General features: G+C 68.6%; 20 protein-coding genes. 5 read left to right on the top strand and 15 right to left on the bottom strand.

Translation table 11 applies throughout. The annotated features are described in order from the left end of the window. Position 1: 1 nt before the first annotated feature. The 9 genes from ACZ45Z_RS22100 to ACZ45Z_RS22060 all read right to left on the bottom strand — a co-directional run bounded on the left by ACZ45Z_RS22100 (position 2) and on the right by ACZ45Z_RS22060 (position 10,066). Positions 2 to 829, bottom strand: a complete 828-nt coding sequence (locus tag ACZ45Z_RS22100) for an enoyl-CoA hydratase family protein (RefSeq protein WP_468364955.1) — start codon at positions 827 to 829, stop codon at positions 2 to 4. A gap of 137 nt (positions 830 to 966) precedes the next feature. Next, positions 967 to 2,499 carry an amino acid permease gene (locus ACZ45Z_RS22095; RefSeq protein ID WP_468364953.1) on the bottom strand — a complete coding sequence of 511 codons (1,533 nt, stop codon included), beginning with the start codon at positions 2,497 to 2,499 and terminating at the stop codon, positions 967 to 969. 275 nt (positions 2,500 to 2,774) lie between these two features. Then, complete coding sequence (gene argF / locus ACZ45Z_RS22090) at positions 2,775 to 3,779, bottom strand: ornithine carbamoyltransferase (RefSeq protein ID WP_468364950.1); 1,005 nt, start codon at positions 3,777 to 3,779, stop codon at positions 2,775 to 2,777. Positions 3,780 to 3,915: 136 nt separating this feature from the next. Then, entirely contained in the window at positions 3,916 to 5,151 is a 1,236-nt protein-coding gene (locus tag ACZ45Z_RS22085; protein ID WP_468364948.1) for an arginine deiminase, read from the bottom strand. Between the two features lie 565 nt (positions 5,152 to 5,716). Then, positions 5,717 to 6,640, bottom strand: coding sequence for an LLM class F420-dependent oxidoreductase (locus ACZ45Z_RS22080; RefSeq protein WP_468364945.1), 924 nt, complete (start codon positions 6,638 to 6,640; stop codon positions 5,717 to 5,719). Between the two features lie 144 nt (positions 6,641 to 6,784). Further along, entirely contained in the window at positions 6,785 to 7,240 is a 456-nt protein-coding gene (locus ACZ45Z_RS22075; RefSeq protein WP_468364943.1) for a DUF6099 family protein, read from the bottom strand. 351 nt (positions 7,241 to 7,591) lie between these two features. After that, the gene (locus tag ACZ45Z_RS22070) at positions 7,592 to 8,008 is read right to left on the bottom strand and encodes a nucleotide pyrophosphohydrolase (protein ID WP_468364940.1); all 417 of its coding nucleotides are present in this window, start codon (positions 8,006 to 8,008) and stop codon (positions 7,592 to 7,594) included. Beyond that, entirely contained in the window at positions 8,005 to 9,618 is a 1,614-nt protein-coding gene (locus ACZ45Z_RS22065) for a biotin transporter BioY (RefSeq protein WP_468364938.1), read from the bottom strand. The genes ACZ45Z_RS22070 and ACZ45Z_RS22065 overlap by 4 nt, the downstream gene beginning before the upstream one ends. A gap of 55 nt (positions 9,619 to 9,673) precedes the next feature. Further along, positions 9,674 to 10,066: a cell division protein SepF gene (locus tag ACZ45Z_RS22060; protein WP_468364936.1), complete on the bottom strand. Its 393-nt coding sequence runs from the start codon at positions 10,064 to 10,066 to the stop codon at positions 9,674 to 9,676. A gap of 220 nt (positions 10,067 to 10,286) precedes the next feature. On the opposite strand from ACZ45Z_RS22060, the gene ACZ45Z_RS22055 reads away from it, so the two are divergent. Together ACZ45Z_RS22055 and ACZ45Z_RS22050 are read left to right on the top strand one after the other, a co-directional pair. Continuing rightward, on the top strand, positions 10,287 to 11,444 hold the full coding sequence (locus ACZ45Z_RS22055) for a magnesium and cobalt transport protein CorA (RefSeq protein WP_468364933.1): 1,158 nt from the start codon (positions 10,287 to 10,289) through the stop codon (positions 11,442 to 11,444). Positions 11,445 to 11,677: 233 nt separating this feature from the next. Beyond that, entirely contained in the window at positions 11,678 to 12,184 is a 507-nt protein-coding gene (locus ACZ45Z_RS22050) for a hypothetical protein (RefSeq protein ID WP_468364931.1), read from the top strand. 71 nt (positions 12,185 to 12,255) lie between these two features. On the opposite strand, the gene ACZ45Z_RS22045 is transcribed toward ACZ45Z_RS22050, so the two are convergent. Further along, positions 12,256 to 12,840: a hypothetical protein gene (locus tag ACZ45Z_RS22045; protein WP_468364928.1), complete on the bottom strand. Its 585-nt coding sequence runs from the start codon at positions 12,838 to 12,840 to the stop codon at positions 12,256 to 12,258. A gap of 417 nt (positions 12,841 to 13,257) precedes the next feature. On the opposite strand from ACZ45Z_RS22045, the gene ACZ45Z_RS22040 reads away from it, so the two are divergent. From ACZ45Z_RS22040 to ACZ45Z_RS22030, 3 genes are all read left to right on the top strand, one after another. Further along, positions 13,258 to 13,806 (top strand): hypothetical protein, encoded by a 549-nt coding sequence (locus tag ACZ45Z_RS22040; RefSeq protein WP_468364926.1) that lies wholly within the window; start codon positions 13,258 to 13,260, stop codon positions 13,804 to 13,806. A gap of 329 nt (positions 13,807 to 14,135) precedes the next feature. Then, complete coding sequence (locus ACZ45Z_RS22035) at positions 14,136 to 14,552, top strand: hypothetical protein (protein ID WP_468364923.1); 417 nt, start codon at positions 14,136 to 14,138, stop codon at positions 14,550 to 14,552. Beyond that, a complete protein-coding gene (locus tag ACZ45Z_RS22030; protein ID WP_468364920.1) occupies positions 14,549 to 18,316 on the top strand; it encodes a caspase, EACC1-associated type in 3,768 nt (1,255 codons plus the stop codon). The genes ACZ45Z_RS22035 and ACZ45Z_RS22030 overlap by 4 nt, the downstream gene beginning before the upstream one ends. 409 nt (positions 18,317 to 18,725) lie before the next feature. Here the strand turns inward: ACZ45Z_RS22030 and ACZ45Z_RS22025 are convergent, their stop codons facing one another. The 5 genes from ACZ45Z_RS22025 to ACZ45Z_RS22005 all read right to left on the bottom strand — a co-directional run bounded on the left by ACZ45Z_RS22025 (position 18,726) and on the right by ACZ45Z_RS22005 (position 24,370). Beyond that, a complete protein-coding gene (locus tag ACZ45Z_RS22025; protein WP_468364917.1) occupies positions 18,726 to 18,878 on the bottom strand; it encodes a hypothetical protein in 153 nt (50 codons plus the stop codon). Continuing rightward, complete coding sequence (locus ACZ45Z_RS22020; RefSeq protein ID WP_468364914.1) at positions 18,879 to 20,021, bottom strand: hypothetical protein; 1,143 nt, start codon at positions 20,019 to 20,021, stop codon at positions 18,879 to 18,881. Positions 20,022 to 20,728: 707 nt separating this feature from the next. Next, entirely contained in the window at positions 20,729 to 21,163 is a 435-nt protein-coding gene (locus ACZ45Z_RS22015) for a hypothetical protein (protein WP_468364912.1), read from the bottom strand. 231 nt (positions 21,164 to 21,394) lie between these two features. Next, entirely contained in the window at positions 21,395 to 21,940 is a 546-nt protein-coding gene (locus ACZ45Z_RS22010; protein ID WP_468365402.1) for a CHAT domain-containing protein, read from the bottom strand. Positions 21,941 to 22,087: 147 nt separating this feature from the next. Continuing rightward, a complete protein-coding gene (locus tag ACZ45Z_RS22005; RefSeq protein WP_468364910.1) occupies positions 22,088 to 24,370 on the bottom strand; it encodes a hypothetical protein in 2,283 nt (760 codons plus the stop codon). Between the last annotated feature and the right edge of the window lie 577 nt (positions 24,371 to 24,947).

Genomic DNA, 24,947 nt, shown 5'->3' with positions numbered 1-24,947 from the left:
GCTACCTGCCCTGCCACTTGGGGGCCCGCTTCTCGGTGAAGGCGGCGTGGAACTCGGCGTAGTCGGCGCTGTTCATCAGCAGCGCCTGGGTGGCCGCGTCCATCTCCACGGAGGCGGCCAGCGGCATGTCGAGCTCGGCGGTGAGCAGCGCCTTGGTCTGGGCGAGGGCGAGCGCGGGCCCTTCGGCGAGGCGGCGGGCGAGCGCCGCGGCCGCCTCGTCGGCGCGCCCCTCCTCGGCCAACTCGCTGATCAGTCCGAGCCGTTCGGCCTCGGGGGCGCGTACGGCGTCGCCGAGCATCAGCAGCCGGGTGGCGTGGCCCAGGCCGATGACGCGCGGCAGGAGGTAGGCCGCGCCCATGTCGCCGCCGGACAGGCCGACCTTGGTGAAGAGGAAGGCGAAGCGGGCGGAGGGGTCGGCGACGCGGAAGTCGGCGGCGAGCGCCAGCACCGCGCCGGCGCCGGCCGCGACGCCGTGCACCGCGGCGATCACCGGGAAGGGGCATTCCCGCAGCGCCCGGACGACCTGCCCGGTCATCCGGTTGAAGTCCAGAAGTTGCGCGGTGTCCATCGCCAGCGTCGCCCCGATGATCTCGTCGACGTCACCGCCGGAGCAGAAGCCGCGGCCCTGACCGCCGAGGACGAGGGCGCGTACGGAACGCTCCCGGGACAGCTCCGCGAGCAGGTCGCGGAGGTCGGCGTACGCCTCGAAGGTCAGCGCGTTGAGTTTCTCCGGGCGCGCGAGGGTGACGGTGGCGACGCCGTCGTCCGTGGTGACGCGCAGATGCTGCCATGCGCCGGTACTGCGAGCGGATCCTGCGAACGGGCTCATCGGGCTGCCTGCCCCCTTCGGCGGACGGCGGTTGCCTGCGGTGCTTCGCTGCGTGGTGCGCTGTACCTGTGCCTGTGCCTGGCCGTCGTTCGAAGTTATCACCGTTTGGTGACCGCCGTCATGAGGGCGCTATATGCTCACGCCTTCCGGGTCCCGGGAGCCGCCCCCGCGGCCGCCGGCTCCCCGGCGACCTCGTCCGCCACCGTCCGCGCCGCCGCGCCGAGGCGCGAGTGGCGCCGCCCGTAGAGCGCGTAGACCAACGCGCCGACGACCAGGAACGCGGCGAACTGGAGCCACGTCGCCAGGCCGGTGCCGTAGATCAGGTAGCCGCAGAAGGCGATGCCGAGCACCGGGCTGAGCGGGAAGAGCGGGACGCGGAAGCGGCGCGGCAGGTCGGGGCGGGTGCGGCGGAGCACCATCACGCTGACGTTGACGACCGCCATGACCGCCAGCGTCCCGATGGTCGTCAGGTTCATCACCACGTCGAGGGGGACGACCGCGGCGGGGACCGCGAAGACGGCGGCGACGATCCAGGTGTTGGCGACAGGGGTGGCGGTCCGGGGCGAGATGCGCTCGAAGATCCGCGGGATCAGGCCGTCGCGGGACATCGACATCAGGATGCGGGTCTGGCCGTACATCACGGCGACGACGACGGAGGCGATGGCGACCACCGCGCCGAAGACGATCACACCCCCGCCGAAGGCCGAGCCGGTGACCCGGTTGACGATCAGGGACAGCGCGGCCGGCTGGTCGGCGACCTGGTCGGAGGAGAGCGCGCCGATGGCGGCGACGGCGACCAGGCAGTACAGGACGGTGACCACGCCGATGCAGATCATGATCGCCATGGGGACGTCGCGCCGCGGGTTCTTGACCTCCTCACCGGCCGTGGTGATCGCGTCGAACCCGATGTAGGAGAAGAACGCGAGCGAGGCACCGGAGGTGACGCCGGCGACGCTCTGCGGCGCGAACGGCGAGAGGTTTCCGTCGCGGAAGGCGGTGAAGGCGATGGCGCAGAAGAGGATCAGCACCGCGATCTTGAGCACGGCCATCGCGGCGGTCGCCCGGGCACTCTCCCGGATCCCGCGCACGAGCAGCAGCGCGGCGAGGAGCATCACGAGGACGGCCGGGATGTTGACGATGCCGCCCTCGTCGGGCGGGCTCGACAGCGCCGCGGGCAGTTCCCAGCCGAGAAGGCCGCCCAGCAGCTCGTTGAGGTACTGGCCCCAGCCGACGGCGACGGCCGAGGCGGAGACGCCGTATTCGAGGAGGAGGCACCAGCCGACGAGGAAGGCGGTGCGCTCGCCGAGGGTGGCGTAGGCGTAGGAGTAGGAGCTGCCGGAGACCGGTATCGCGCCGCCCAGTTCGGCGAAGGAGAAGGCGGTGAAGACGCAGGTGGCGGCGGCGAGCACGAAGGAGACGATGACGGCCGGGCCGGCTTCGGCGACGGTGTCGGAGAGGCCGACGAAGATGCCGGTGCCGACGATGGCGCCGATGCCGAAGCACACGAGCTGGAAGAGCCCCATGCTGCGCTTGAGGCCGTTGCCTTCGAGGTCCGCGCCGGATTCGGCGACGAGGAGGTCGGGGGACTTCACGCGCAGTCCGGACGGACCTGCGGGAGGTGCGGCGCGCAGCGCCTCCGTGGGGCGGTGGCGGGCGACGGGCGGGCGCATGCGGTGCTTCTCATCTCTGGTGGTGCGGTGCGCGCGGCGGGGGTGGGCCACACACAGCCGGGGCCGGACCGGTGGGTCCGACCCCGTGAGGCGGCTCGATGGTAGCCGCTTTGACCGCATGATCGCCCATTTGGGCGTATGGCTATGCGGTGGCGGGCTGCGCGGTGCGCGCGGGGCTGCCCGGTGCCGGCGGGCTTTTGCGGTGCCGGCGGGGCGTCGTGGTGTCCGCGCCGGGGCGCCGCGCCGGGGCCGGAGCGCGCCCGGGCCGCTTGACCTCAGCCCGCCATCGTCGCGACCAGCACCGCCTTGATCGTGTGCATCCGGTTCTCCGCCTCGTCGAAGACCACGGAATGCGCGGACTCGAAGACCTCGTCGGTGACCTCCAGCGACGACAGGCCGTGCCGCTCGTGGATCTCCCGGCCGATCGCCGTGCCCAGGTCGTGGTAGGCGGGCAGGCAGTGCAGGAACCTCACGTCCGGCTTCCCGGTGGCGCGCAGCACGTCCATCGTCACGGCGTACGGCGCGAGCAGCGCGATCCGCTCGTCCCAGACCTCCTTGGGTTCACCCATCGAGACCCAGACGTCGGTGGTGACGAAATCCGCGCCGCGCACCCCCTCGGCGACGTCCTCGGTCAGCGTGACGCGTGCGCCGCTCTTGTCGGCGAGCGCCCGTGCCTGGGCGACGACCGACTCGTCGGGCCACAGCTCGCGCGGCGCCACGATGCGTACATCCATGCCGAGCAGCGCACCGGTGACGAGGTAGGAGTTGCCCATGTTGTTGCGGGCGTCACCGAGGTAGGCGAAGGCCGTCTCCTCCAGGGCGCGGCCCGCTCCGTGCTCCACCATGGTCAGCACATCGGCGAGCATCTGGGTCGGGTGCCAGTCATCGGTCAGCCCGTTGAAGACGGGCACACCGGCGTGCGCGGCCAGCTCTTCCACATCCGACTGACTGCTGCCGCGGAACTCGATGCCGTCGAACATCCGGCCGAGCACCCGGGCGGTGTCCTTGACCGACTCCTTGTGCCCGATCTGAGAGCCCGAGGGGTCGAGGTAGGTGGTCGAGGCACCCTGGTCGGCGGCCGCGACCTCGAAGGAGCAGCGGGTGCGGGTCGAGGTCTTCTCGAAGATCAGGGCGATGTTCTTGCCCTTCAGCCGGGCGACCTCGGTTCCTGCGCGCTTGGCGGCCTTCAGCTCGGCCGCCAGGTCGATGAGTCGGCGGAATTCCTCGGCGCTGAAGTCCAGCTCCTTGAGGAAGTGGCGGCCCGTGAGGTCTATCGCCATGGTGGGCTCCTGATTCGCGGCTATCGGAAACGTACTCGAACCCTGGAAGCATATACGAGCTGACGCATTCCTATACGGATACCTGCCCGCCTCCCCTTCCTCACACTCCACTCCCTCCTCTCCCCCTCCCCCTTCCTCACTCCGCTCCAGGTACCGCGTCCCGCACCACCGGACAGCTCATACAGCGCGGCCCGCCGCGTCCCCGTCCCAGCTCACTCCCGGGAATCGTGATCACCTCGATGCCACGCTTCCGCAGGAACGTATTCGTCGTCACATTTCGCTCGTACGCCACGACCACGCCCGGCTCCACAGCCAGGACGTTGCACCCGTCGTCCCACTGCTCCCGCTCCGCCGAGTGCACGTCCTGCGTCGCGGTGAGCACACGGATCTCATCCAGCCCCAGCGCGGCCGCTATGGCCCGGTGCATGTGCTCCGGCGGATGGTCGGTGACCTTGAGATCCTGAACCCCCGACCCCGGCTCGATGGTGTACGAGCGGACCATGCCGAGCCCCGCGTACTGCGTGAAGGTGTCCCCGTCGATCATGGTCATGACGGTGTCCAGGTGCATGAAGGCCCGTCGTTTCGGCATGTCCAGCGCCACGATGCTCCGCGCGGAACCCGCCGCGAACAGCCCGCGCGCCAGCAGCTCCACGGCCTGCGGAGTGGTGCGCTCACTCATCCCGATGAGCACCGCCCCACTGCCCAGTACGAGGACATCGCCGCCCTCGATGGTCGAGGGAAAGTCCGCCTGCCCCTCGGACCAGACGTGGAAGCTCTCGCTGCGGAACAACGGGTGGTGCCGGTAGATCGCCTCGTAGTGCACGGTCTCGCGCTGCCGGGCGGGCCAGCGCATGGAGTTGATCGACACCCCGTCGTAGATCCAGGCGGAGGTGTCGCGGGTGAAGAGGTGGTTGGGCAGCGGTCCCAGCAGGAAGTCGTCCAGATCCATGACGTGGAAGCGGACGGAGGTGGGCTCGGGGTTGCGTTCGAGGAACTCGCGCTTGGTCATGCCGCCGACCAGCGCCTCGACAAGCTCGGGTACGGGCAGCTCCTCGAAGGCGGCCCGCAGGTGGTCCGTGGCCAGGGGGCCGTATTCCTTCTCGTCGAAGACCCGGTCCAGGATCAGCGTCCGGGCTTCCGGCACCTGCAGGCTCTCGGCCAGCAGATCACCGAAGAGGTGCACCTCCACACCACGGTCGCGCAGCACGTCCGCGAACCCGTCGTGCTCCGCGCGGGCCCGCCGCACCCACAGCACGTCATCGAAGAGCAACGCGTCCTTGTTGGTGGGCGTGAGCCGTTTCAGCTCCAGATCCGGGCGATGCAGGATGACCCGGCGCAGGCGCCCGGCCTCGGAGTCGACATGGAATCCCATCTCCCCATCTTGGCCGCTCCCGCCCCCCGACGAACGTCCTCACCCGATGTGGAGGAACATCGGCGGGATATCGGGGCGGGAAAGCGAGCCTAGTGGCCCAGACGGCCTCCCCGCAGGCACGAGGATCCCGGGGCCGGCTCACCCGTGACCGCAGATGATCCGCCAGGAACTCACCACCCCGGCCACCCCGGCATGCGAGGCCCGCTCCCACGAGCCCCGACCACCCCCACGAGCCGACCACCCTCCTGCCGCATCACCGCCCGCACCGGTCTCCCCACCCTGCCCGCACCCCTGTCGGCGGCCAGATCCAGCCACCACGCGACCCCCACCAAGACCGACGCCTCGCGTCGGGTGGCGTCGCCGAGCCGGGTGGGGGTGGGGCTGGCGGGAGGGAACCAGCGAGTGCGGGCCGGTGGGTACGGGCCGACGGGTGCGGCTCGTTGGCGTACTACCCGAGCGCCGGACCCTGCGCCTCGCCACCGGCTCCGCCCCGGCCCCGACGGACCAGGGCGATCGGATCGGCCTCCAACAGCAGGGCTGCTGCCGGGACCGCTTCCCCTCCGCGTTAGCTGAGCTGTGACTGCACCTGCGACGAGATCAGCTCCAGGTGGTCCAGGTCATCGAGGTCGAGCATCTGCAGATAGACGCGGGACGAGCCGAGGGCCGCGTACCGCCCGATCTTGTCCACGACCTCGGCGGGCGAGCCCGCGAGACCGTTGACCTTCAGCTCTTCCACTTCCCGCCCTATGGCCGCGGCCCGCCGCGCCACCTCGGCGTCGTCCTTGCCGACACAGGCCACGAGGGCGTTGGAGTACACCAGGTCGTCACCCTTGCGCCCGGCGGCTTCGGCGGCCGCCCGTACCCTGCCGAACTGGCGCTCACTGTCTTCGAGCGAGGCGAAGGGGATGTTGAACTCGTCGGCGTACTGTGCCGCCAGGCGCGGTGTACGTGTCGCGCCGTGTCCGCCGATCAGTACCGGAACCTTGCGCTGTGCCGGCTTGGGCAGCGCGGGCGAATTCTCCAGCCGATAGTAGGTGCCGTCGTAACTGAACTCCTTTCCCGGCTCGGTGGCCCAGAGGCCGGTGACGATCGCTAGCTGCTCTTCCAGCCGCGCGAACTTCTGCTTGGGGAAGGGAATGCCGTATGCCTTGTGCTCGTCCTCGAACCAGCCCGCGCCCAGTCCCAGCTCGACCCGGCCGCCGGACATCTGGTCGACCTGCGCCACCTGGATGGCCAGCACACCCGGGAGGCGGAAGGTGCCCGCCGTCATGAGGGTGCCGAGGCGGATGCGCTTGGTCTCGCGTGCCAGGCCGGCGAGCGTGATCCAGGCGTCTGTGGGGCCGGGCAACCCGTCGGCATGACCCATGGGCAGGTAGTGGTCGGACCGGAAGAATGCGTCAAAGCCGAGGTCGTCGGCGGCCTTTGCGACCGTGAGAAGCGTCTCGTAGGTGGCCCCCTGCTGAGGCTCCGTGAAGATTCGTAGATCCATACCTCCATCCTGCACTCTCGACGGCGGACGAACCGTCAGCGCGGGGCGGGGCACCGGGTGTCGGGTATCGCTGGTCTCTTACGCGCCGGCCGGCCGGCGGAAGAGACGGTGGGAGACGGTGAGGGCAGATTTCAGCGAGCCCGGTCAGGCGGGGTCCCGGTCGCGCACCTCCAACTTTTCGAGCATTCCTGTCACGCGGTCTCTCGATTCGTCGGCCGTGTCCATGGCCTCGACGCAAGTCCAGTACATCCCCTCCTCGTCAGCCGAGCACACGACGCTCACCAGCGCCTCGCACACTTCTCGCAGCAGTCGGCACAGGCCGGTTAAAGCGGCCTTGACGTCGCGCACTTCGGACAGTTGAGCCGCCCGCAGCCCACCGGTTGCCGGCGCCGAGCACAGCAGTCCCCCGCTGAACCGCCCGCCCGCGTCGCCCAACCCCCGCGCCCGGGACCGCACTTCGTATGGCCCGAATATCGCGAGGTGGCTCCCGATCGCCTCTGCCAAGGCTTGCGCCTGCCAAGCCTCGACGACCACGTCCTGCACCGTGCTCGCCTGGGCCAGGCCGCGCCGACTGGCCGCGATGATCCGCACCGCGTCCATCCGCGCCCCCTCCTTCCACCTCACTCACCGTCACCCTGCACTCTCTTCACTACCCAGAGTGAACTGTGACAGCCCAAAAGGCCAGGGGAATTCGCAAATCTGTGGACAAGTTTGGCGCTGTGAAAAGATCCATGACTCCGGAGAGTTACGGAGAGGCCGTCGGCACCCGCTTCACCCTCTCGGGTCACTTCCACCCCATGCGGCGCAGAGCCCACCAAGCGCCCTCGCGCTGCGTACGTCTCGCCCTTCCCCCGCCACGGGGAACGGGAGAAGGGCGAGAGGAGAAGGACGAAAGGGGAAGGGAGCACGGAGCGAGGAGCGGGAGGAGACCACCTGTTCCGCTCTCCTTCCCTACTCCCCGATCCCCCGAGGCCGCCGCTCCGCCTCATCCGCCCGGTCCGCCCGGTCCGACCGCTCCGCCTCATCCGCCCGGTCCGACCGTGCCTGCCGCACCGCCGGAAAGCGCGACTCGTTCCGCTCGATCTTCGCGGCGAGCGCGGTCAGGACGTCGATCCCCAGCGTCTCGCAGAACTGGAGCAGATACGCGAGCACATCCGCGACCTCGTCCTCGACCCGGCCGGCCCGCTTCGGGTCGGACATCACCTTCGCCGACTCCTCCGGCGTCAACCACTGGAAGATCTCGACGAGTTCGGCGGCCTCGACGCTGAGCGCCGCGGCCAGGTTCTTGGGAGTGTGGTACTGCTGCCAGTCCCTGGCCGCGGCGAATTCGGCCAGTCGCCGCTGCAGGGCATGAAGATCCTCGCTCATACCCCTAGGTGTAGCACCTGCACGCCGGGCAGCCCCTCGGCGACCGCCGGGTCCTGCACCGTCCCCAGCAGCCGGACGTGCCCGCGCTCGGCCATCCGTACGGCCAGCGACACCAGTTCGCGCGCCTGCCTGCGGTCCATGCAGCGGTCCATGCCGTCCGCCATGACCGTGAGCTGCTGCAGGGCCGACGGGATCTCCCCCACCGGGTCCATGGCCAGCACCCCGGGCCCGGTGAGCAGCACCAGCGCCAGCGCGAGAAAGCGCAGCTCACCGTCGCCGAGCTGTTCGACGGGCATCGCCCCCAGAGGCCCTCGGTCGACCACAGCCTGGACGCCGTACGCCCGACGTGCCCCCACCGCCGGCCATGCCACGCCGGCGCCCGGAGCGACCCGGACACCACTCGTCACGGCGTGCCCGGCACCTGCCACCGGCGAGCCGACGCCCGACGAGGCCCCCGAAGCACCCGGCCGACCACTCGGCCGCGCCCCAACCCCAACCCCGGCTCCGGCTCCGGCTCCGGCTCCGGCTCCGGCTCCGGCTCCGGCTGTCACGACATCCCCCACGCCCCCGTCCTCCGGGGAACCCGCCTGCCGCGGGATGGCGCGCAGCCCCTCGACCGGGCCGTTGTACGCGTCCCGGACGGCCGCGACCAGCACGGCATGGCGTCGCGCGCACTCGCGGCTGGTGCGCTCCAGCACCATGGGCAGGTTGTCGCAGGACGACCGCAGCCGCCCCTCGTCCACTTCGCCGTCGAGGTCGCGCCCCCAGCCGCCGGCCGCCCCACCGCTCCGCCCGCCCGCGCGCCCCCGCCCGGAATCCCCCGCCCCTGACGGCGGTCCACCCTGCCCTGCCCGGGCGCCGCCACGCCCTCCGCTTCTCCCGGCAGTCCCACGCGCCCCACCGCCCGCACCCTCCCGACCTCGCGCGGAGCCCCCACCCCCGCCGTCTCCGCCCGCCTCCGCTTCACCGTTCTCCGCCCCCGCCGCTCGCATGACCTCCGGTCGGGGATCGCACAAGAAGGCCGACCGGAGGGCGACGACCGCCTGTTCCGCCGCGGCCAGCACCAGTCGCTGCCCCGCCGTCTTGCCGGCCACGCGTAACGGCATCAGTGAGGTGCCCAGCCGGTCGTCGGGCAGCGGTGCGCGGGTCACGGGGGTGGCGCCGGCCGTGTACCAGGCCGCCTGGACGGTGGGGCGGGTGGGGTCGGTGAGGGCCGTGGTGAGCAGCGTCTCGCCGCCGCCGGTCAACCGCTCGCCGACGATGCGCAGTTCGGGCTCCGCCTGGACGGCGATATCGAGGGTGACGGGCCCGACCGGGCCGTCGATGGTGCAGCCGATGCGGAATCCGCGCCGCCCCTCCTCGTCGGGGCGCGCCCCCGCGGGAACGCAGGCCGGGCCGCCGCCGGCCACCACGCCCAGGGCGCTCGCCAGCGGCTCCCCGCTGCCGAGCCGGGCGAGGATCTCGTACGCCTGGAGTGCGCTGGACTTGCCGCTGCCGCTCTCGCCGCTCAGCAGCGTCACCGGGCCGAGCGGCAAGGTGACGCCGCGATGGGACTTGAAGGCGGAGAGCCGTAACTCCGTGACCGCCGGTCGTGCGCTGTCGGTATCCATACGCGGACGCTACGCAGCGCCTCGGACGGAGAACCGTTACGCCCGGCAGCTCTTCCTACGAACGGGGGACGGCGCCGGCCGCCGGCTCGGCGACCTCGGTGCCGACGGGCGCCAGGAGGAACACATTCGTGTCGACGCGGTGCATTCCGCTGCCGAGCCCGAAGACGACTCCGCTGGAGAAGTCCAGGATGCGCTTGGCCACGTCGGAATCGGCGCTGCTGAGGTCCAGGAGCACCGGGAGCTGCGCCATGAGGTACTCGGCGACCTCGCGGGCGTCCGCGAAGGTCTGGACGCGGATGACGATGAACCGCCGCGCCTCTTCCGCCGGTTCTTCCTCGGGCAGGGCGCGGTGGTCGGGCCAGGACGGCCATTCACTGCTGCTGCGGAGCGGGACGACCTCGGCGAGCCCTTCCCACTGCTCGTCGGTGGCATCGGGGCGGCCGTTCACCGAATCACCTCACTCAGAGGAGCGCTGGCTGTCTGCGATATCTGCATCGCACAATTGTAGGTATAAACATACAAAGCTTGTCGAACGCGACACACGCCGCGTCACATCCCTCCCCCATCCTGCACCATGGCCCCTGACCAGTGCTGACAGCGTCGGCAGATATCCTGCGTCGAGTTTCTGTGTGCCTGTTCATCCCCCCTTGTGAAGGAGGTCGGTTCTGTTGAGCACTGAACCTCCCGGCCGACGGCTGCGCGCCCTGCGCGGCCTGCGCAAACCCGCCAGGCAGCGGCTCGCCGTACCGCCGCCGGACGAGAGCGCGAACCGGCCCGACGCCCCGGATCCGCCCGCCGAGAACCGCAACAGCGTTCTCCACGCCGCGCTTTACCGCGACGGACACCGCGTCAGCACCCACGACACACTCGCCGACACCTTCCAGCAACTGCGCGCCACCCCGGACACCCTGGCATGGATCGGCCTGCACCGCCCGACGTCCGCCGAACTGGTCAGCCTGGCATCGGAGTTCGACCTCCATCCCCTCGCCGTCGAGGACGCGCTGGAGGCCCATCAGCGGCCGAAGCTGGAGCGGTACGGCGGCACGCTCTTCGTCGTGCTGCGTGCCGCGCGCTATCTGGACGACCCGGAGGAGGTGGACTTCGGCGAACTGCACCTCTTCGTCGGCCGGGACTTCGTCATCACGGTGCGGCACGGCGGCGCACCCGATCTGTCGACCGTACGGCGTCGCATGGAGGAAACCCCCGAACTCCTCAAGCGCGGCCCGGAAGCGGTCCTCTACGCGATTCTCGACGCCGTTGTCGACGGCTACGCGCCCGTCGTGTCGGGCGTCCAGAACGACATCGACGAAATCGAGACCGAGGTCTTCGGGGGCGATCCGCGCGTCTCGCGCCGCATCTACGAACTCTCCCGCGAGGTCGTCGAGTTCCAGCGCGCCACCCGCCCGTTGAACGGCATGCTGGAGAGCCTGACCGCGGGTTTCGAGAAGTACGCGATCGACGAGGAACTACGCCGCTATCTGCGCGACGTCGCCGACCACGCCCTGCACACCACGGACCGCGTGGACGGCTTCCGGCAGGCGTTGCAGGACATTCTCACCGTCAACGCGACGTTGGTGAACCAGCAGCAGAACGCCGAAATGCGGGCGCTGGCCGAGGCGGGATTCGAGCAGAACGAGGAGATCAAGAAGATCTCCTCCTGGGCGGCGATCCTCTTTGCACCCACACTGGTGGGAACCATCTACGGCATGAACTTCGAGAACATGCCGGAGCTGGGCTGGGGGTTCGGGTATCCGTTCGCGATTCTGCTGATGGCAGCGGTGTGCGTGAGCTTGTACTTCATCTTCAAGCGGCGGCATTGGCTGTAGGCGGCAGCGCAAACACGTTGAGCGATTTCGCAAATGCGAACACCATTGAAGGTTCCTTCAGGCCTCTGGGGAGAAGCTGGGGAGAATGCACAGCAGTGGGGAGCGGGGCGTCGCCGGGCGGTCCGGCGTTCGACACCCCCTGCTCGGCGTGCCCCTATCCAGCTCTCCCTTCGCGCACCGTCACTGACGGTGTTGACTGGGGCTCGGGGCAACCACTCACAGGGGAGGGCTCATTGAAACCGAGAAGTGCGGCGGCAGCGGGGAAGGACTTCCCTTACACCGCACGTACGACGTGCTACATCGAGGTACGCGAGGACGGGTCGGTGACGCACGGGAACGACCGCACCGCGTACGAGCGGGCCGTCGACGGCAAGTCCCGGCTGTTCGCGGTCTGGCCGGGCGAATGGTCGAGCCACTTGTTCGCGATCGACGACCTGGACGAGTACGCCAAGGCTCACGGAATCAAGCGCGACGAGGCACGCACCGGTCTCAAGGAGCACGTCCACGACATGCGTTGGGAGAAGGATTCCTACGGGAACGACAACCCCCGGAGTCCGTACGTCAGCGTCCGCGTCTCGTTGACATGCGGCTGCGCAATCCACGACCTGGACTCCTTTGCCGCGCAGATGAGAGACCAGCAGGGATGGGCCGTGGCCACGAGCGGCGGCTGGGGCAGCAGTAGTGGGCCTGAGGGAACGACGTACTCGCTGCGCGTTCGCCGCAAGAGCCTCACCGGCTGAGGCGGGCGGAGCACAATCAAGCTGGCACACCAGAAAACGGGTGGCACAGCGTGTGCTGTGCCACCCGTTGGTCAAGCTGCGACGACGTCGTCAGGGACGTAATCAGGTACTGGGCCGAGCAGTGCGTCGACCGCCGCGCGTCCCTTGCCGCCGGCCTCCGGCATGAAGTGGGCGTAATGGTCGAGGGTGATGGTCGGGCTGGAGTGGCCGAGCCATCGGGCCAGGTGACGACGGACTCGCCCGCTTCGAGGATGATCGAGGCGTAGGTGTGCCGGAGGACGTGGAATCCGTCCTAGCGTGATGCCTTCCAGCGCTCGCCCTTCTTCCGCATCGGGATGACCCCGGCGGCAGCGAGGGCAGGCTTCCAGACCATTGAACATGTTCCCCCGCAGCGCGTTGCCATACGTCGTGGTCAGGACGAGCGGGAACGTCCTCTTCTCGCGTTCCGGATCCGGCCCGCCCCACGGAAGCTCGACCTCGATTGCCGGGTACTGCAGGAAGTGCCCGGCCAGCTCGGCGGCGACGGCCCCGGGCATGTCGACGATGGGCGTCTTTCCGCCCTTGGGTAGGGCGAAGTACAAGCGGCCGTTGAGCAGTTGGATCTGCCGGCGTACTCGGGTGATCCCGCGCCGGAAGTCGGGCGAGAGGCCGAACACCTCCCCTGCCGCAGCCCGCAGCCGAGCGCGACCACGACCGCGATGCGGTAGCGCGCTTTGATCGCGTCCCGGACGCGCTGCGCGGTTTCCAGCGGCCATGCTTCCCGCTGGTCCTCCGGCATCTTGGGCCAGCGCACCGATTTGGCGCGCATTGGGTTGCGTACGAGGCGCTTGTCGTCGATGGCCGTCTCGAGGATGTTCGAGACGGTCGTGAGGATCTGCCGGGCGTAGCGCGGCGCGCACTCGCCTTCGAGTGTGGCGATGTAGCTGCGCAGGACGGTTGCCGAGATGTCCCTCAGGCCCACCGTGCCGAGGTGCGGAAGGATGTGGAGGCGTACGCGCTCGTCGAAGCGTTTGACCGTGCCCGGCGCGCCCCGCACGCCCTCCTTCCAGAAGCGGGTGACGTAGTCGGCCAGCGTGACGGAGCCGTCACCTGGGTCGACGAACTCGCCGCGTTCGCTGTCGGTTCCGGCCCTGCGCAGCCACGCCTTGGCGTCCTCCAGCGTGTCGGAATTCTCCTGGTTCGGTCAAGTGGTCGCCCGGGCCCACGCAGCCGGGCAGCTCTCACTGGCCGGCGGCGGAGGGACACTCGGCCAGTATCTGATCGATGAGCAGGGCGGCAAGCACTTCAGCGAAACAACCTTCGCCGGGACCGCCAGTGTTCACGGCGCGAAAGTCTCTTTCGGGAAGGAGTCATACGTCGGTACTGACCAGGTCTTCCGTATCAATGGCACACGCGTTGAAGCGTTCTCCGGCATGGTCACAGATCTCTACGATCTGCTCGCGGAGGGCAAAGTGGAGGAGTACCGCCGACGGGCGTACGAACGCCAAAAGGACTGGCCGGAACCGGACGACATCGACGACTGGGGTGCGAGTTCCTTCCGGCCGGACGGCACTGCGCTCGCGATACGGGTGGTGCCAAAGACGGCATCCCCCGACGACCGGTCCCCAGGGTCACCCACATGAGTTTGAGAGGCGGCGAGGTCGGACGATCCCACCTATGACTCTCCACCAAGCTTTGTAGCGGGGACTCGGGCGTCACCAGTCTGAAGGTACGTCGAAAGCCTCTGGCCGTGGTGGTCTCACTACAGGGCTCCTTGCTTCCGTCTCCACGAGCTGCTGGATCCTCGTAGGCGCTGATTCTCGACAGTCAGCTCGGACACGTCTCCTCCGATGCTCAGGGGTGGCCGGATGCTGTCCCTCCCGTGCGCCCCTGACTGACTCTTACAGAGGCCCGCGTGCCAAAGTCGCCGGACAGACTGGGCAAGCACATACGCGAACGCAAGGAGCAGCACATGCGCAACGGGGGAACACCGTGGACACTCGCCGTGCCCACAGGCGGAGACATCCTCCGGCAGGAGCGTCTCACCCGAAATTTGCACGACACCCTGAACAGGGCGGACGGCCTCGTCGTCGGTTTCCACGACGCCGACGAGCCTACCGAACCGGGCCATAAGGGTGCGGGTGTGGGTGAGGTAGCTCTCTGGGCTGCTGGCACCGCCGCCGTCGCCCGCCCTACGTCCCAGGTCCTGATCACTCTGATCAAGGAGTGGTGTGCCAAGGAACGGCACCGCAAGGTTGTGGTCACGGTGGGGGACGACTCCATCGAGATCACGGGGCGTCCGGACGCCGCACAGGAACGTATGGTCCGTGATTTCCAGGACAGGATCGCTGGCGAGGACGGTCCCGAACCGGATGACGGCGCAGCATGACCCGCCTCCACAAACGCCGGGCTCTCCTGATCGGCAACGAGAACTACGACGACGGCCGCTTCTCACCGCTGGCCTCCGTACGGGCAGACCTGTGGGGACTTGCCCAGGTGCTGAAGCACCGCAACATCGGCAACTTCGTCTCCGTCCAGACCGAGTCCGATCTCGCCGCCGATGACATGCGGGCGGTCATCGGCGAGTTTCTCCAAGAGCGCGACGAGGACGAACTAGCGCTCGTCTACGTCTCAGGCCACGGCGTGCGCACCGTACGCGACGGCGGCGAGTTCCACTTCGTCGCCAAGGACACCGACTACGACCGGGTGGCCACGACCAGCGTCAGCGCCGGGTTCCTCAACGACGCGCTGGAGGAGTGTGTCGCCCCTCAGAAGATCGTGATGATCGACTGCTGCCGCAGCGGCGGGTTCGCCATGGGCCTGCGCACGTCGGACCGGCGGGCCGATAATTCCGTGTCCAAATCGGGCGAGCAGCCGCCGCTGACCAGCAGGGGCGTGTACGTCCTGTCGTCCTCGCGGGCCGGGGAGGACTCTTACGCGGACACGGGCAGTGGCGACGACGTGAAGCCGTCGGCGTTCACCGGCGAAGTCGTCGAGGCGCTGCGCACGGGGAAGGTCAGCAAGGACGGTGGCAGCGCTGTGACGGTCAGCGACCTGTTCCACTACGTGAACCGACGCATGCGTGCCCAGGACGGCGGGCGCCAGGTGCCGGTGCACTCCGCGCTCGGCGTCGACGACCGCATCATCATCGCGGACAGCCCCTTCGGCCGAGCCCCCATCCTCGATCCTCTGAGCTCTCGGCCCCAGCCCATCGCCGGAGAAGCTGCACAGGCCCGTGTCGCGAAGTCCGTCCACTCGCAGCCCAGTTGGGCCAACTTGCTGGACTACTACCGCGAGTGCGTCCTGGCCGAGAGCGCCGAGACACCTCTGATGGACGTGAGCCGTCAGGACGCGTCGTACGTGTGCCTGGCCGGCGCGGAAAGACTCATCTCCGGCGACGTCGACGACGACGGCTGTATAACTCTCCCCGACGAAGCGGCCCCGCTGGTGGACTCGGCAGCCGAGGAGGACGCCGAGCTCTGGGCGGGGTACCCGGCCGTGGTCCTCACCGGGCCACGCACCGGACGCCCCTGGCGGCAGCCGAAGTTCGCACCCCTGCTGGTACGTCGGGTCGAGATCGTCCAGGACGAGGGCGAGGTGCGACTCAAGCCGTATGGCCCGGTCCAGCCGCATCCTCAGCTGGCACTCGACTGGCTGGGAGAGGACGAGGCCAACCAGCTCATCGACACTTTTCAGCCGTCCTGGCATCGAGGGCAGCACGACCGTATGGCGGTGGAGGTGCGCAATCTCCTCACGCAGGAGTTCGAGCTACCGTGCGTGCAGGAGCTCCGTCCCGACCAGCTCGCCGACCGCATCGACGTCCGCACACCCGGACACGGGGCCCGCAACACTGCAGTCCTGTTCGCGTCGCGCCCCCAGACGGGCTTCACAAAGGGGCTTCTCAACGACTTCGCCGGCATCGCCGACCAGACAGACCAGATCGGGCAGACCGCCCTCGGTGCACTAGCGCCCGATGCCGCGCAGCGAGCCGGGTCCCACGCCCACACGAGCCCCGAACCGACGCACCTCGTGACGCCGCTGCCCTGCAACGAAGCTCAGACGGCGGTTCTCCGGTCTGCCATGACACGCCGCCTCACAGTGGCCACGGGCCCGCCCGGCACCGGCAAGAGTCAGCTGGTCGCCAATCTCGTGGCCACGGCGATCGCGGCAGGTCAGACGGTACTGGTCGCGTCCACCAACAACGACGCCGTGGACGAGGTCTGGCGCCGCTGCGACAAGCTGGTGCCCGGCAGCGTCGTGCGCACCGGCTCGGCGCGGAAGAACGGCAAGAGCAACGCGGAGCACGAGGCCGCCGCGCTGCACGCGCTACGTACCGGCCCGGAGCCGCCCACCACCGTGGCCACGGCGTCCATGGCCACGGCGCTGGCTACCGACCGCCTGGTAGAAGTACGGCAAGGTCTGGCGCACCTCGCGGAGACCGAAGCGCGGCTTCGTCAGGCAGGCGAAGCCCGTGCCCACCACTCGGAACAGCTCGGGAGCACCGTCACCGAACTCCAACACCTGCTCGCTGGCACACCTCGGCCAAGGGAGCTGGAGAACAAGGCACGCCGCCTCGCCCACGCGCGCTTCCTCGGATCGTGGCGCCGATCCCGATTCCTGCGCACGACCGGGCTGGAGGGGCACGCCGGTGATCCCGCCGCGGCATGCCTCGCGCTTGCCGGCTTCGCCGCGGCCGAGGCGGAATGGCGTGACGGGCACGAGCAAGCGGCGGCCGTTGACGACATCGCACTCACGCGGACTCTCCGTGAGGCGGAGAGCACCGCTCAGGACGCATCACGCACGCTCCTCGCCACCACGGTCCAAGCAGCCGCCTGGGCCGGACGCCGCCGCATTCTCGACCTGCTGGCGGCTCGGGACGGCAAACGGAGCGACTGGCCGCAGATGCGGAGAGTTTTGGGTCGCTCGAACGGTTCTCCGGACACGCCCGCCGTGGCCGGATGGGCCGTCACCAGTCTTTCCGCCCGGCGGTTCCCGCTGGGCCCGGCACTGTTCGATCTCGTCGTGGTCGACGAGGCCAGTCAGTGCGCCATCCCCCATGTTCTGCCACTGTTGTTCCGGGCGCAGCGCGCCCTGGTCATCGGTGACCCCATGCAGCTAACGCACATCACTCAGACCAGCCCACACCGTGAGGCTCTCATCCGGCGCGGGAACGGGCTGCGGTCCGATTGGTTGGAGAAGCACCACCTCGCGTACCGGCGCCACTCGGCCTTCCACGCGGCCGAGCAGTCCGCGGGCGGCACATTGCTTCTCGACGAACACTTCCGCTGTCATCCGCAAATCGCCAGTATCTCCAACGACTTCTTCTACGACGGCGTGCTGACAGTCCTCACCGACACCCGCGGCCGGCCTGCTCTGGCGCATCGCTCGGCTGTCATCTGGACAGATGTGACTGGGCGGGCCGCCCGCCCGCCGTTCGGCGGCTCCTGGATCAATGAGGACGAGATCCGCAAAGTGCAGGACAGCGTCCGCTATCTACTAACGCAGCTCCCGCCCGAGGCCACCGTAGGCGTTGTTACTCCCTTCACAGCGCAGGCCGAGACACTGCGCAAGCGGCTGCAGCCGTACGACGAGGAGCGCCTTCGCGTCGGTACGGTGCACACCTTCCAGGGTGGAGAGCGCGATGTCATGGTGTTCTCACTCGTCGCCGGCGAAGGCATGCATCCTGGAGCCGTCGAGTGGATCGGTGGACAGCTGAACCTGTGGAACGTCGCCATCACTCGGGCACGCGGCCACCTCATCGTGGTGGGGGACAAGGAACTCTGGCGGAAGCGGGGTGGCGTGGGCACAGCGCTGCTGGAGGCCGCGGACCGGAACGGTGTACCCCTCGGTGGCGGAAATGACGATGTGCTACTCAAACGCCTGTACCGGATCCTCTCCCTGGGAGAGGGGGCCACCGTCACGCTGGGCGAGACCGTTCACGGACATCCGGTGGACGCTCTGGTGGGTGGCACCAGTGCCACCACTTCGAGGGCTGTATTGCTCGACAGGGGAATCGAGGAGGGCTCCGACGCGGCCCGCCACCTTCGGCTCATGCTGCACCGACGCAACATGCTGGGCAGTGAGGATGGAAAAGTCGAAGCCGTTCGATGGCCTGCGTGGAGGCTGTACGAGACAGGCGAACGGCGAGAGTGAGTTCTGGTTCGTGCCATGATCCGGGCGGCGCTCGCTCTCCACACGCCCGCCCCACTGAGCCCACCCACCCTGTGGCTGGGCACAACGAAGGACCGCGCCAATCCAGCGCTTCGGGTCACCTGGCAGGACAGACCGACCTGACTTGCCACAGCGGCTACGCAGGTTCTTGGGAGCCAACCCACTCCCTAACTCCATTCCAGACCACCCGGGACCGCTCACCTCCAACGCTCTGACCAGAAAAACACCAAACCACCTGGCTGCAACCCCTGCCGAACCTCATTCGGGACGTAGAAGTCGTGGGTTCAAATCTCACGGTCCCGACAGTCTGAAGTACGAAGACAGGGGCCTGAACCGCATCACGGGTCAGGCCCCTGTCGGCTTAACGCCAGCCGGCAGCGGCCGACCACTGTTAGTCAGGACCTGCCCCGTACAGCGTCAGCATCAGTGTCACAACGGCAACGCCGACCAAAAACGCAGCGCCCAGCCGTTCGTCGCGCCGAGATTCGCGCACAACGAAGCAGCCGACCATGGCGATTAAGGCGAGAGTCAACGCGTCAGGCATTCACGCCTCCCGCGCTTCCGCTGCACGGTCATCAGCTCGACCGCCAGCAGGCGACTGGGCCGCTCGGAAACGGGACGGTTCCTCGCCGTCCCAACCGTGGTGGGCACGACGACCGAGCCGCTTGAGTTTGCGGCGTACTCGCTCACCTAGAGCCTCGGCGACACCCTGCGCGTAAGCCTGCGAGGTGAGGGCCAACACCGTGACGGCCGCTTCGGTCCAACTTGACGTCCCTGAACGGGACCAAGCGAGCGCGACGGCCCTCTCAATCGGCAACATCTGCTCAAGCACGGCGAGCACACGCGGATCGTCAGGCAGCACCCCCGTAAGGGTGTCGGCCGGGTCGGGCCCTCCTGCGACGAGGTCAGCGAGAGTCAGCCCATTCTCCAGAACGGGGACATCGAGGCTGAGCAGTCGCTCTCCCGCGCAGCGCCGGCGCCACAGTGGCGTGAGCTGTCGGTGGATCTCGCGCACCTCACGCATCAGCCGGGAGAGAGCCCCTCGGCGAATGGTGCCGTGCGTGTACAGGGTGCTCGCCCAATCGCCAAGGAGAGCTGTGGACACCGGCTCCTGCCAGCGGGCACCCCGCCACAGGCCGAGGTCGACGGCCATGAACTTCTCGATGAGCTCGGTGTTGCCGAGCGCCGCCTCATTCCGTGCTTCCACGGCCCGTGCCGCGAGCCTGGCCTCACGGGCCTCCGCGCGAACCTCTGGAGACCTGGGCCTCGCGGGGTTCGCCGCTCCGACCCATGGGTCGTTGACCTCCCCCTCCGTCCAGGTGTGAACGATTTGCCCCGGTTCGAGTTTGGAGTTGTTCCGGAACAGGCGCCCTGCCAGCAGGCGCCCACCGTCCCTTTCGTTGCCGAAATAGAAGTAGGAGCTGTCGCGGACTCCTCCATCGCCCCCGTACGCGATGAGGTCGCCCTCATCCAGCACGGGGAGGCCGTGAGCGGACTGTGGATCAATGGGTACAGGCTTCGGCTCAGGAAGCACCCGCCACCGCCTGACCAGACCGTAGCTCGCGTAAAGGGCGTCAAGATCCTCGGCTTCTCCCGCCTCAGGCACGCCCGCCTCACGGGGCAGGACGGTCGCAGGCGATGCCTCCGCTTCCGGCGTCTGCGGTTCTTCGGGAGCTTCGGGCCTCATGGGTAGTCCTCCGGCAGATGATGGGTGAGCTTGTCTCCTCTCGGGCGCCGCAACGCCCCGAACCGGCAATTCGCACCCGGGAATTTAGAGTGATCCGCATCACAGCACCGGAGGTTGTGCTGAAGTCTCCGGCCCGCAGACATCGAGCCCCCGCTCCCGCGCCCCACCCCCTGATAGCCGTGCGAATAGGGCGTGTCACCTGGGAGCCGCCGGGGAGCCGATTCTCTCCTCGCACCCCCGCGAGACCACCCCACACCTCGCCGCACCGACGCCTTGACCAGGGGCAACACCATCAAGGCTGGTCGTGGCCTTCGTCGAACCTCATTCGGCACGAAGGGGTCGCGAGTTCAGAACGCGGAAGCGAGTGCGGCCTAGGTTCGGAGAGCCGCTCGCAGGCTGACCGCGCGTCCAGCAGTAGGAGGGACCAGCGGGGCCTCTTCCCGAGAACGCCGGAAAACTCACTGCCGACCGAGCAGTGCGGCACGCGGAGGCGTGGAAGAGATAGCCACACCCGGCGTCGTCTGAGGACTTGGCTCGGCAGGTGTCCCAACCGCAGCGAGGCGGGGGCAACCCGCCGCTGCATCTGTGTGCGCCCCTGCGTGCTCCGTCCACCTCGCCCGTACCTTCAAGCTCCGGTACGAGCCGAAGCCCCGACCAATCGTGATCCAGAGGCCGCCGTCCTTCCGAAAGCGGACCCCAGAACCCGGTTACTCCGCCAGCACGATGGAGTGCGGTGTCGGTGCGAGCTGTGCGCGGTAGCGGCGGACTCCCCAACTACGGTGCTCCAGCTCCGCCGCAACCAGCACCTCGGCCGTGTTCATACGGGCGGGCACGAGCTCCACCAGCGCAGCCACTGGGTGATCGCCAACCAACGGGAAACCCTTGACTCGGCGGAACTCCCACTGCGGGTTCGGCTGGGAAGCGCCGTGGCCCCGGACGATCCACTCCTCCCTCGCCGGTCCGGCTCCTGGCGCCTTCGCTACCCCCACATCCAGCACGCCGGTCGTGACCGTGAAGGTCACGCCAGTCCCAGGGCCGGCGACCGGGCGGGGGCGTTCACCGGGATCGATCAGGCGCGCGATCGGCTGTACATCACGCTCCGGTGTCGACAGCGCGACGCCCAAGGAAGCGTGGCGGAACACGCCTTTGCTTCTCCGGCGTCTCGGGGCGAAACGAGCACACCATCAGCAGTTGCCGGAACTGCCGGTCAGGTGTGGCCCTGAGGTAGGACGGCCAGCCCGACGGCGCGCCCTCGTGGTCAGCGGGCAGTAGGTCTCAGCCGAACGTGAGCCTGCCGCGCAGGGGTCCGTCATCCGCCGGGCTGCCGAGCGTACGCTCCGGCACGAGTTCGACATCGTGCAGCCGAATCTCGGTCATGCGGCGGCTCCCTTGTTCCGGCCGTGCACATAGGTGAACGCTCCCCAGTCACGGTAGTGGGGATACGCGGCACGCGTGGCGAGTTGGGCGCCTCGGAAGGCATGCTCCGGGTCCGCGCCGCGCGCGACTCCATGGTGCAGGTGGTGGTAGAAGTACGTGGCTGGCTCCGGACGCACGGCCCACAGGCACCCGACGACGGCCTGCGCTCCGGCGGTGATCAGTGCCGAACGGATGCCACGGATGTTGTCCCCGCGGTCGAATCGGCCAAGCGCTGACTCGCAAGCGGCGAGTGTGACAAGGCGAACGCCGCGCAGGTCGACCGGCAAGAAGTCGTAGGCGAATACGCGGCCGTCGTCGTCTCCGTCCGGCGTGAGGTAGAGGCAGTGCATCCACGGTGCGTCCTCGTCCAGCGTCCCGTGGACGGCAATGTGGACGACGTCCGCCGTGGACATCTCTGCGAGCAGCCTGTCGCGAGTGGCCGCAAGACCGGTGAGGGCATCGGCACCTACCGCCTCGGCAACCTTCCGCGCGTGCTCCTCCAGTGCCGGTTCGGCATGCAGACCGAAGGAACACCCCCGACAGCAGAGGCCAGTACAACGGTGCGAAGCTCACGCACAGCAACTTCGATGGGTGCCAGGGCTTCAAGGCCAGCGATCGTGGTGACCGTCCAGTCGTCGGCGATCAGGCGGCTACCCGTGCGGCAAAGCGGGATCGGCAGGTAGTGCAGAGCTCCGTGCGGCCAGGCCAGGATTCGGTCCTTGCCCTGGGCACGCCACTTGTCCCACTGATCGCTGCCGCCGAGCGGCAGGCCCGCCGACTCCAGCAGCCGACTGCCCTCCGGCGTCACGGCGGCGAACAGCGGGTCGCGTTCGATTTCCGTCCGGATCGCCTCGACCCGGTCCGCGTCCGGGTGCCGGTCGTCGTTCTCGTCCGCGCCCTCGCCGAGGTGCACCGTAAGCTCCGGGCCCTGTCTGGTGACCGCGAGCAGCACGGCCGCGCCGCTCATCGCCGCGGGCAAGGAACCACGTCAACAACACCGTTCGGTCGTCCAGCAGTTCATGCGCCTTGGCCCACATGTGCTGGTCATCGATGAGCGGTGCCGAGCGGCGACGCAGCTCGTCATCGATGAACGACGAGATGCGCCACCGGAGGTTCCGGGCGATCTGCATGTTGTCGTGGCCGCCAGGACGATGGTCGGCGTCCACAACACTGAGCAGGTTCGGCAACGCACCGCCAGAGGCGGAAGGCTCCTCCAGGTCGCGCAGCTTGCCTATGAAATGCTGGATGTGGGCGGGCAAGTCGAGCGGGCCGTCGATGCGCCACCACGCGCCCAGATGGGAACCCTTGCCCGCCTGATGCAGGCCCAGTATCAGCCCCATCGGCAGCGTCTCGCTTTCCGCGGTGAGCTGCCACACCGCTGAGTGCACGAGGTCGCGCAGTATCCCGCCGAGTTCGGACGCGCCGCTCGGGTCAAAGTTCGGTACATCCACGATGATTGCGCGCAGCGCGTCCCGCAGGTCGTCGCCGTGGAGATTTCCCAGGTGCTGCACGAACGGCACCAGGCTCGCCCGCGCCAATTCCTCGAAGCCGAGCGACGCGTAGGCAAGTGCCGCGTACGTGTAGTAGCCCCATGGGAACGGGACAGAACTGGAGACCGGCTCACCTGCCTCCGCCGACTGGTAGTACAGATCCGCAGTGAGCAGCCGCGCTTCCTCGTCCTGGCTGTCGCCCGCCTGCCGTAGGAAGGTGAGTCCCAACGCCGGCTGCCGCCGGTCGCGGGCGTGTGCGGCCGCATGCAGCAGAGCCGCGGATCGCTGGGTTGGTGTCCAGGACTCCAGGAACGACACCGAGAGCACCCGGTTGGGACCTGGGCACTGGTTCGGGTCGTCGGGCAACACGTGCAGCCGAGCCTCGATCAGCTGCCTGCGGAGGGCAGAAGCCCACCGGATGTCGAGCTGCCCGGCCCATTCCAACACGGCGCGCAGCAACGGCTGGTCGGCACGCTCCCGGGCCAGGTTGATGCCCTGGCTGATCACCTTCGCGGTCACTGTACTGCCGTGGATCGCGACGAAATCGGCCGGTGGCGTCCCGAACACCCCCGTAAGCAACCCGTCGGCCGTCTCCGGGGGCACCCCGCCCACCGTCCTGAGGAGGAACAGCGCAAGGTCCGGCTCATCGCCGGCAGACGGGTCGCGCCATGCCGACAGCGCAGCGCCTGCAGCGCCACGATAAAGTCCGTCCTCGTCCGCGAGGATCTGCGCCAATATCGCCAGCAGCCGGGGCCTCCTCAACCCGCCGTCGAGCTCCAGCGCCCGCGCCACCAGGTGTCCCGCTTCCACCACCAGCCGGTGGGACTCCGTCTGAAAGGGCTCCTCTTTGGTGAACCACGTGCGGTACAGGTCCCCGGCCATCTGAGCGGACCAGATGGTCAGCAGCTCGCGAGCGTACTCGTCGGCGGCCAAGTCCTCCGGTCCCCGGGTGGCCAGACGTAACCGAGCGGCAACGAGCAGCGCGGCTTCCAGGTCGGCGGAGTCGCTCAGCCCATCGATCAGCCGAGCCATCACCGCTTCAGAATCCTCGAACACCGCGCGGTCGCACCGGTCCGCCACCAGTTGGACGCCCAACTCGACGGTCCGAAAAGCCGCGAACTGCCAAGCAGGCTCCATGGCGCAGGCATCAGCGACCTCAGCGACCAGTCGCCAGTAGACGTACATGCACTCCATCAGGCCACGGTGGTCAAAGAATTCGTCCCGGAACAGCAGATCCACCATCGTCTCTACGGACAACGCGTGGTACTCCGCCAGGGCCTGCCTCGTCTCCTCGACTTCGCGCGCCCGTCGCTTCGCCTCGTCCAACGACATGATCCGATCGCACACGTGTTGCGCCAGCTCCACGAGCTCACCGACGGGGTCGATGACGAACGTGGCTGTCGGTTGGGCATCCACCTCGTAAGCAAGCTCACCGAAGCGCACACCATTCCCCGCCGCGTTTCGAGGGCCAGCGCACCGAGCGGATCGTCTGTGGCAGGCAGCACGTGGGACACGGCCAGCATGACCAAGCCCGAGCTGTCCGCCGCCTCTCGCCACCCTGGCGGCACCTCTAGGTCGAGGGCGTGCACGAAGGGCCTACGGTCGGGACCGAGAACGGACAGCACACCCCCTTCGTCCTGCGAGACACACCACCGGGGAGCGACGGGGTGGCTAAACGGCAATTCGTCCAGTGACAGAAGCTCTGGGAGGCCCCACGCGTACGCACGAGCAAACAGGCTGCCTCCCGCCCCGCCTCCAGTGGTGAAAGGGCTGATGCTGGCCAGTCCGACAGCCAGACCAGCATGCCGGACCCCCTCCACATCGGCGATGAACGCCCACCCCGTGACCTCCCGTGACAGTCGCACGCCATCCCCCTTCGCGCCGTCGGTCATCGACAGGTGCAACGGTGGCACAGACAACAGCTGGACCAGCCCGCTTCCCGGACAGAGGATGGTGATATCAGGGCCGAGGAAGAGAATCCGATTCGTTCCTGCAGTCTTCGTCCACAAAACCGAACGCC

The organism is Streptomyces sp. NPDC031210 (assembly GCF_055570395.1).
The sequence above is the reverse complement of the archived record's forward strand: the minus strand, read 5'-3'. Positions and strand labels throughout refer to the sequence as shown.

Bases quoted from the DNA above. Each gene is read 5' to 3' on its own strand.
- ACZ45Z_RS22100 (WP_468364955.1), bottom strand. From the start codon at position 829: ATGAGCCCGTTCGCAGGATCCGCTCGCAGTACCGGCGCATGGCAGCAT.
- ACZ45Z_RS22095 (WP_468364953.1), bottom strand. From the start codon at position 2,499: ATGCGCCCGCCCGTCGCCCGCCACCGCCCCACGGAGGCGCTGCGCGCC.
- argF (WP_468364950.1), bottom strand. From the start codon at position 3,779: ATGGCGATAGACCTCACGGGCCGCCACTTCCTCAAGGAGCTGGACTTC.
- ACZ45Z_RS22085 (WP_468364948.1), bottom strand. From the start codon at position 5,151: ATGGGATTCCATGTCGACTCCGAGGCCGGGCGCCTGCGCCGGGTCATC.
- ACZ45Z_RS22080 (WP_468364945.1), bottom strand. From the start codon at position 6,640: ATGGATCTACGAATCTTCACGGAGCCTCAGCAGGGGGCCACCTACGAG.
- ACZ45Z_RS22075 (WP_468364943.1), bottom strand. From the start codon at position 7,240: ATGGACGCGGTGCGGATCATCGCGGCCAGTCGGCGCGGCCTGGCCCAG.
- ACZ45Z_RS22070 (WP_468364940.1), bottom strand. From the start codon at position 8,008: ATGAGCGAGGATCTTCATGCCCTGCAGCGGCGACTGGCCGAATTCGCC.
- ACZ45Z_RS22065 (WP_468364938.1), bottom strand. From the start codon at position 9,618: ATGGATACCGACAGCGCACGACCGGCGGTCACGGAGTTACGGCTCTCC.
- ACZ45Z_RS22035 (WP_468364923.1), top strand. From the start codon at position 14,136: ATGCGCAACGGGGGAACACCGTGGACACTCGCCGTGCCCACAGGCGGA.
- ACZ45Z_RS22030 (WP_468364920.1), top strand. From the start codon at position 14,549: ATGACCCGCCTCCACAAACGCCGGGCTCTCCTGATCGGCAACGAGAAC.
- ACZ45Z_RS22025 (WP_468364917.1), bottom strand. From the start codon at position 18,878: ATGCCTGACGCGTTGACTCTCGCCTTAATCGCCATGGTCGGCTGCTTC.
- ACZ45Z_RS22020 (WP_468364914.1), bottom strand. From the start codon at position 20,021: ATGAGGCCCGAAGCTCCCGAAGAACCGCAGACGCCGGAAGCGGAGGCA.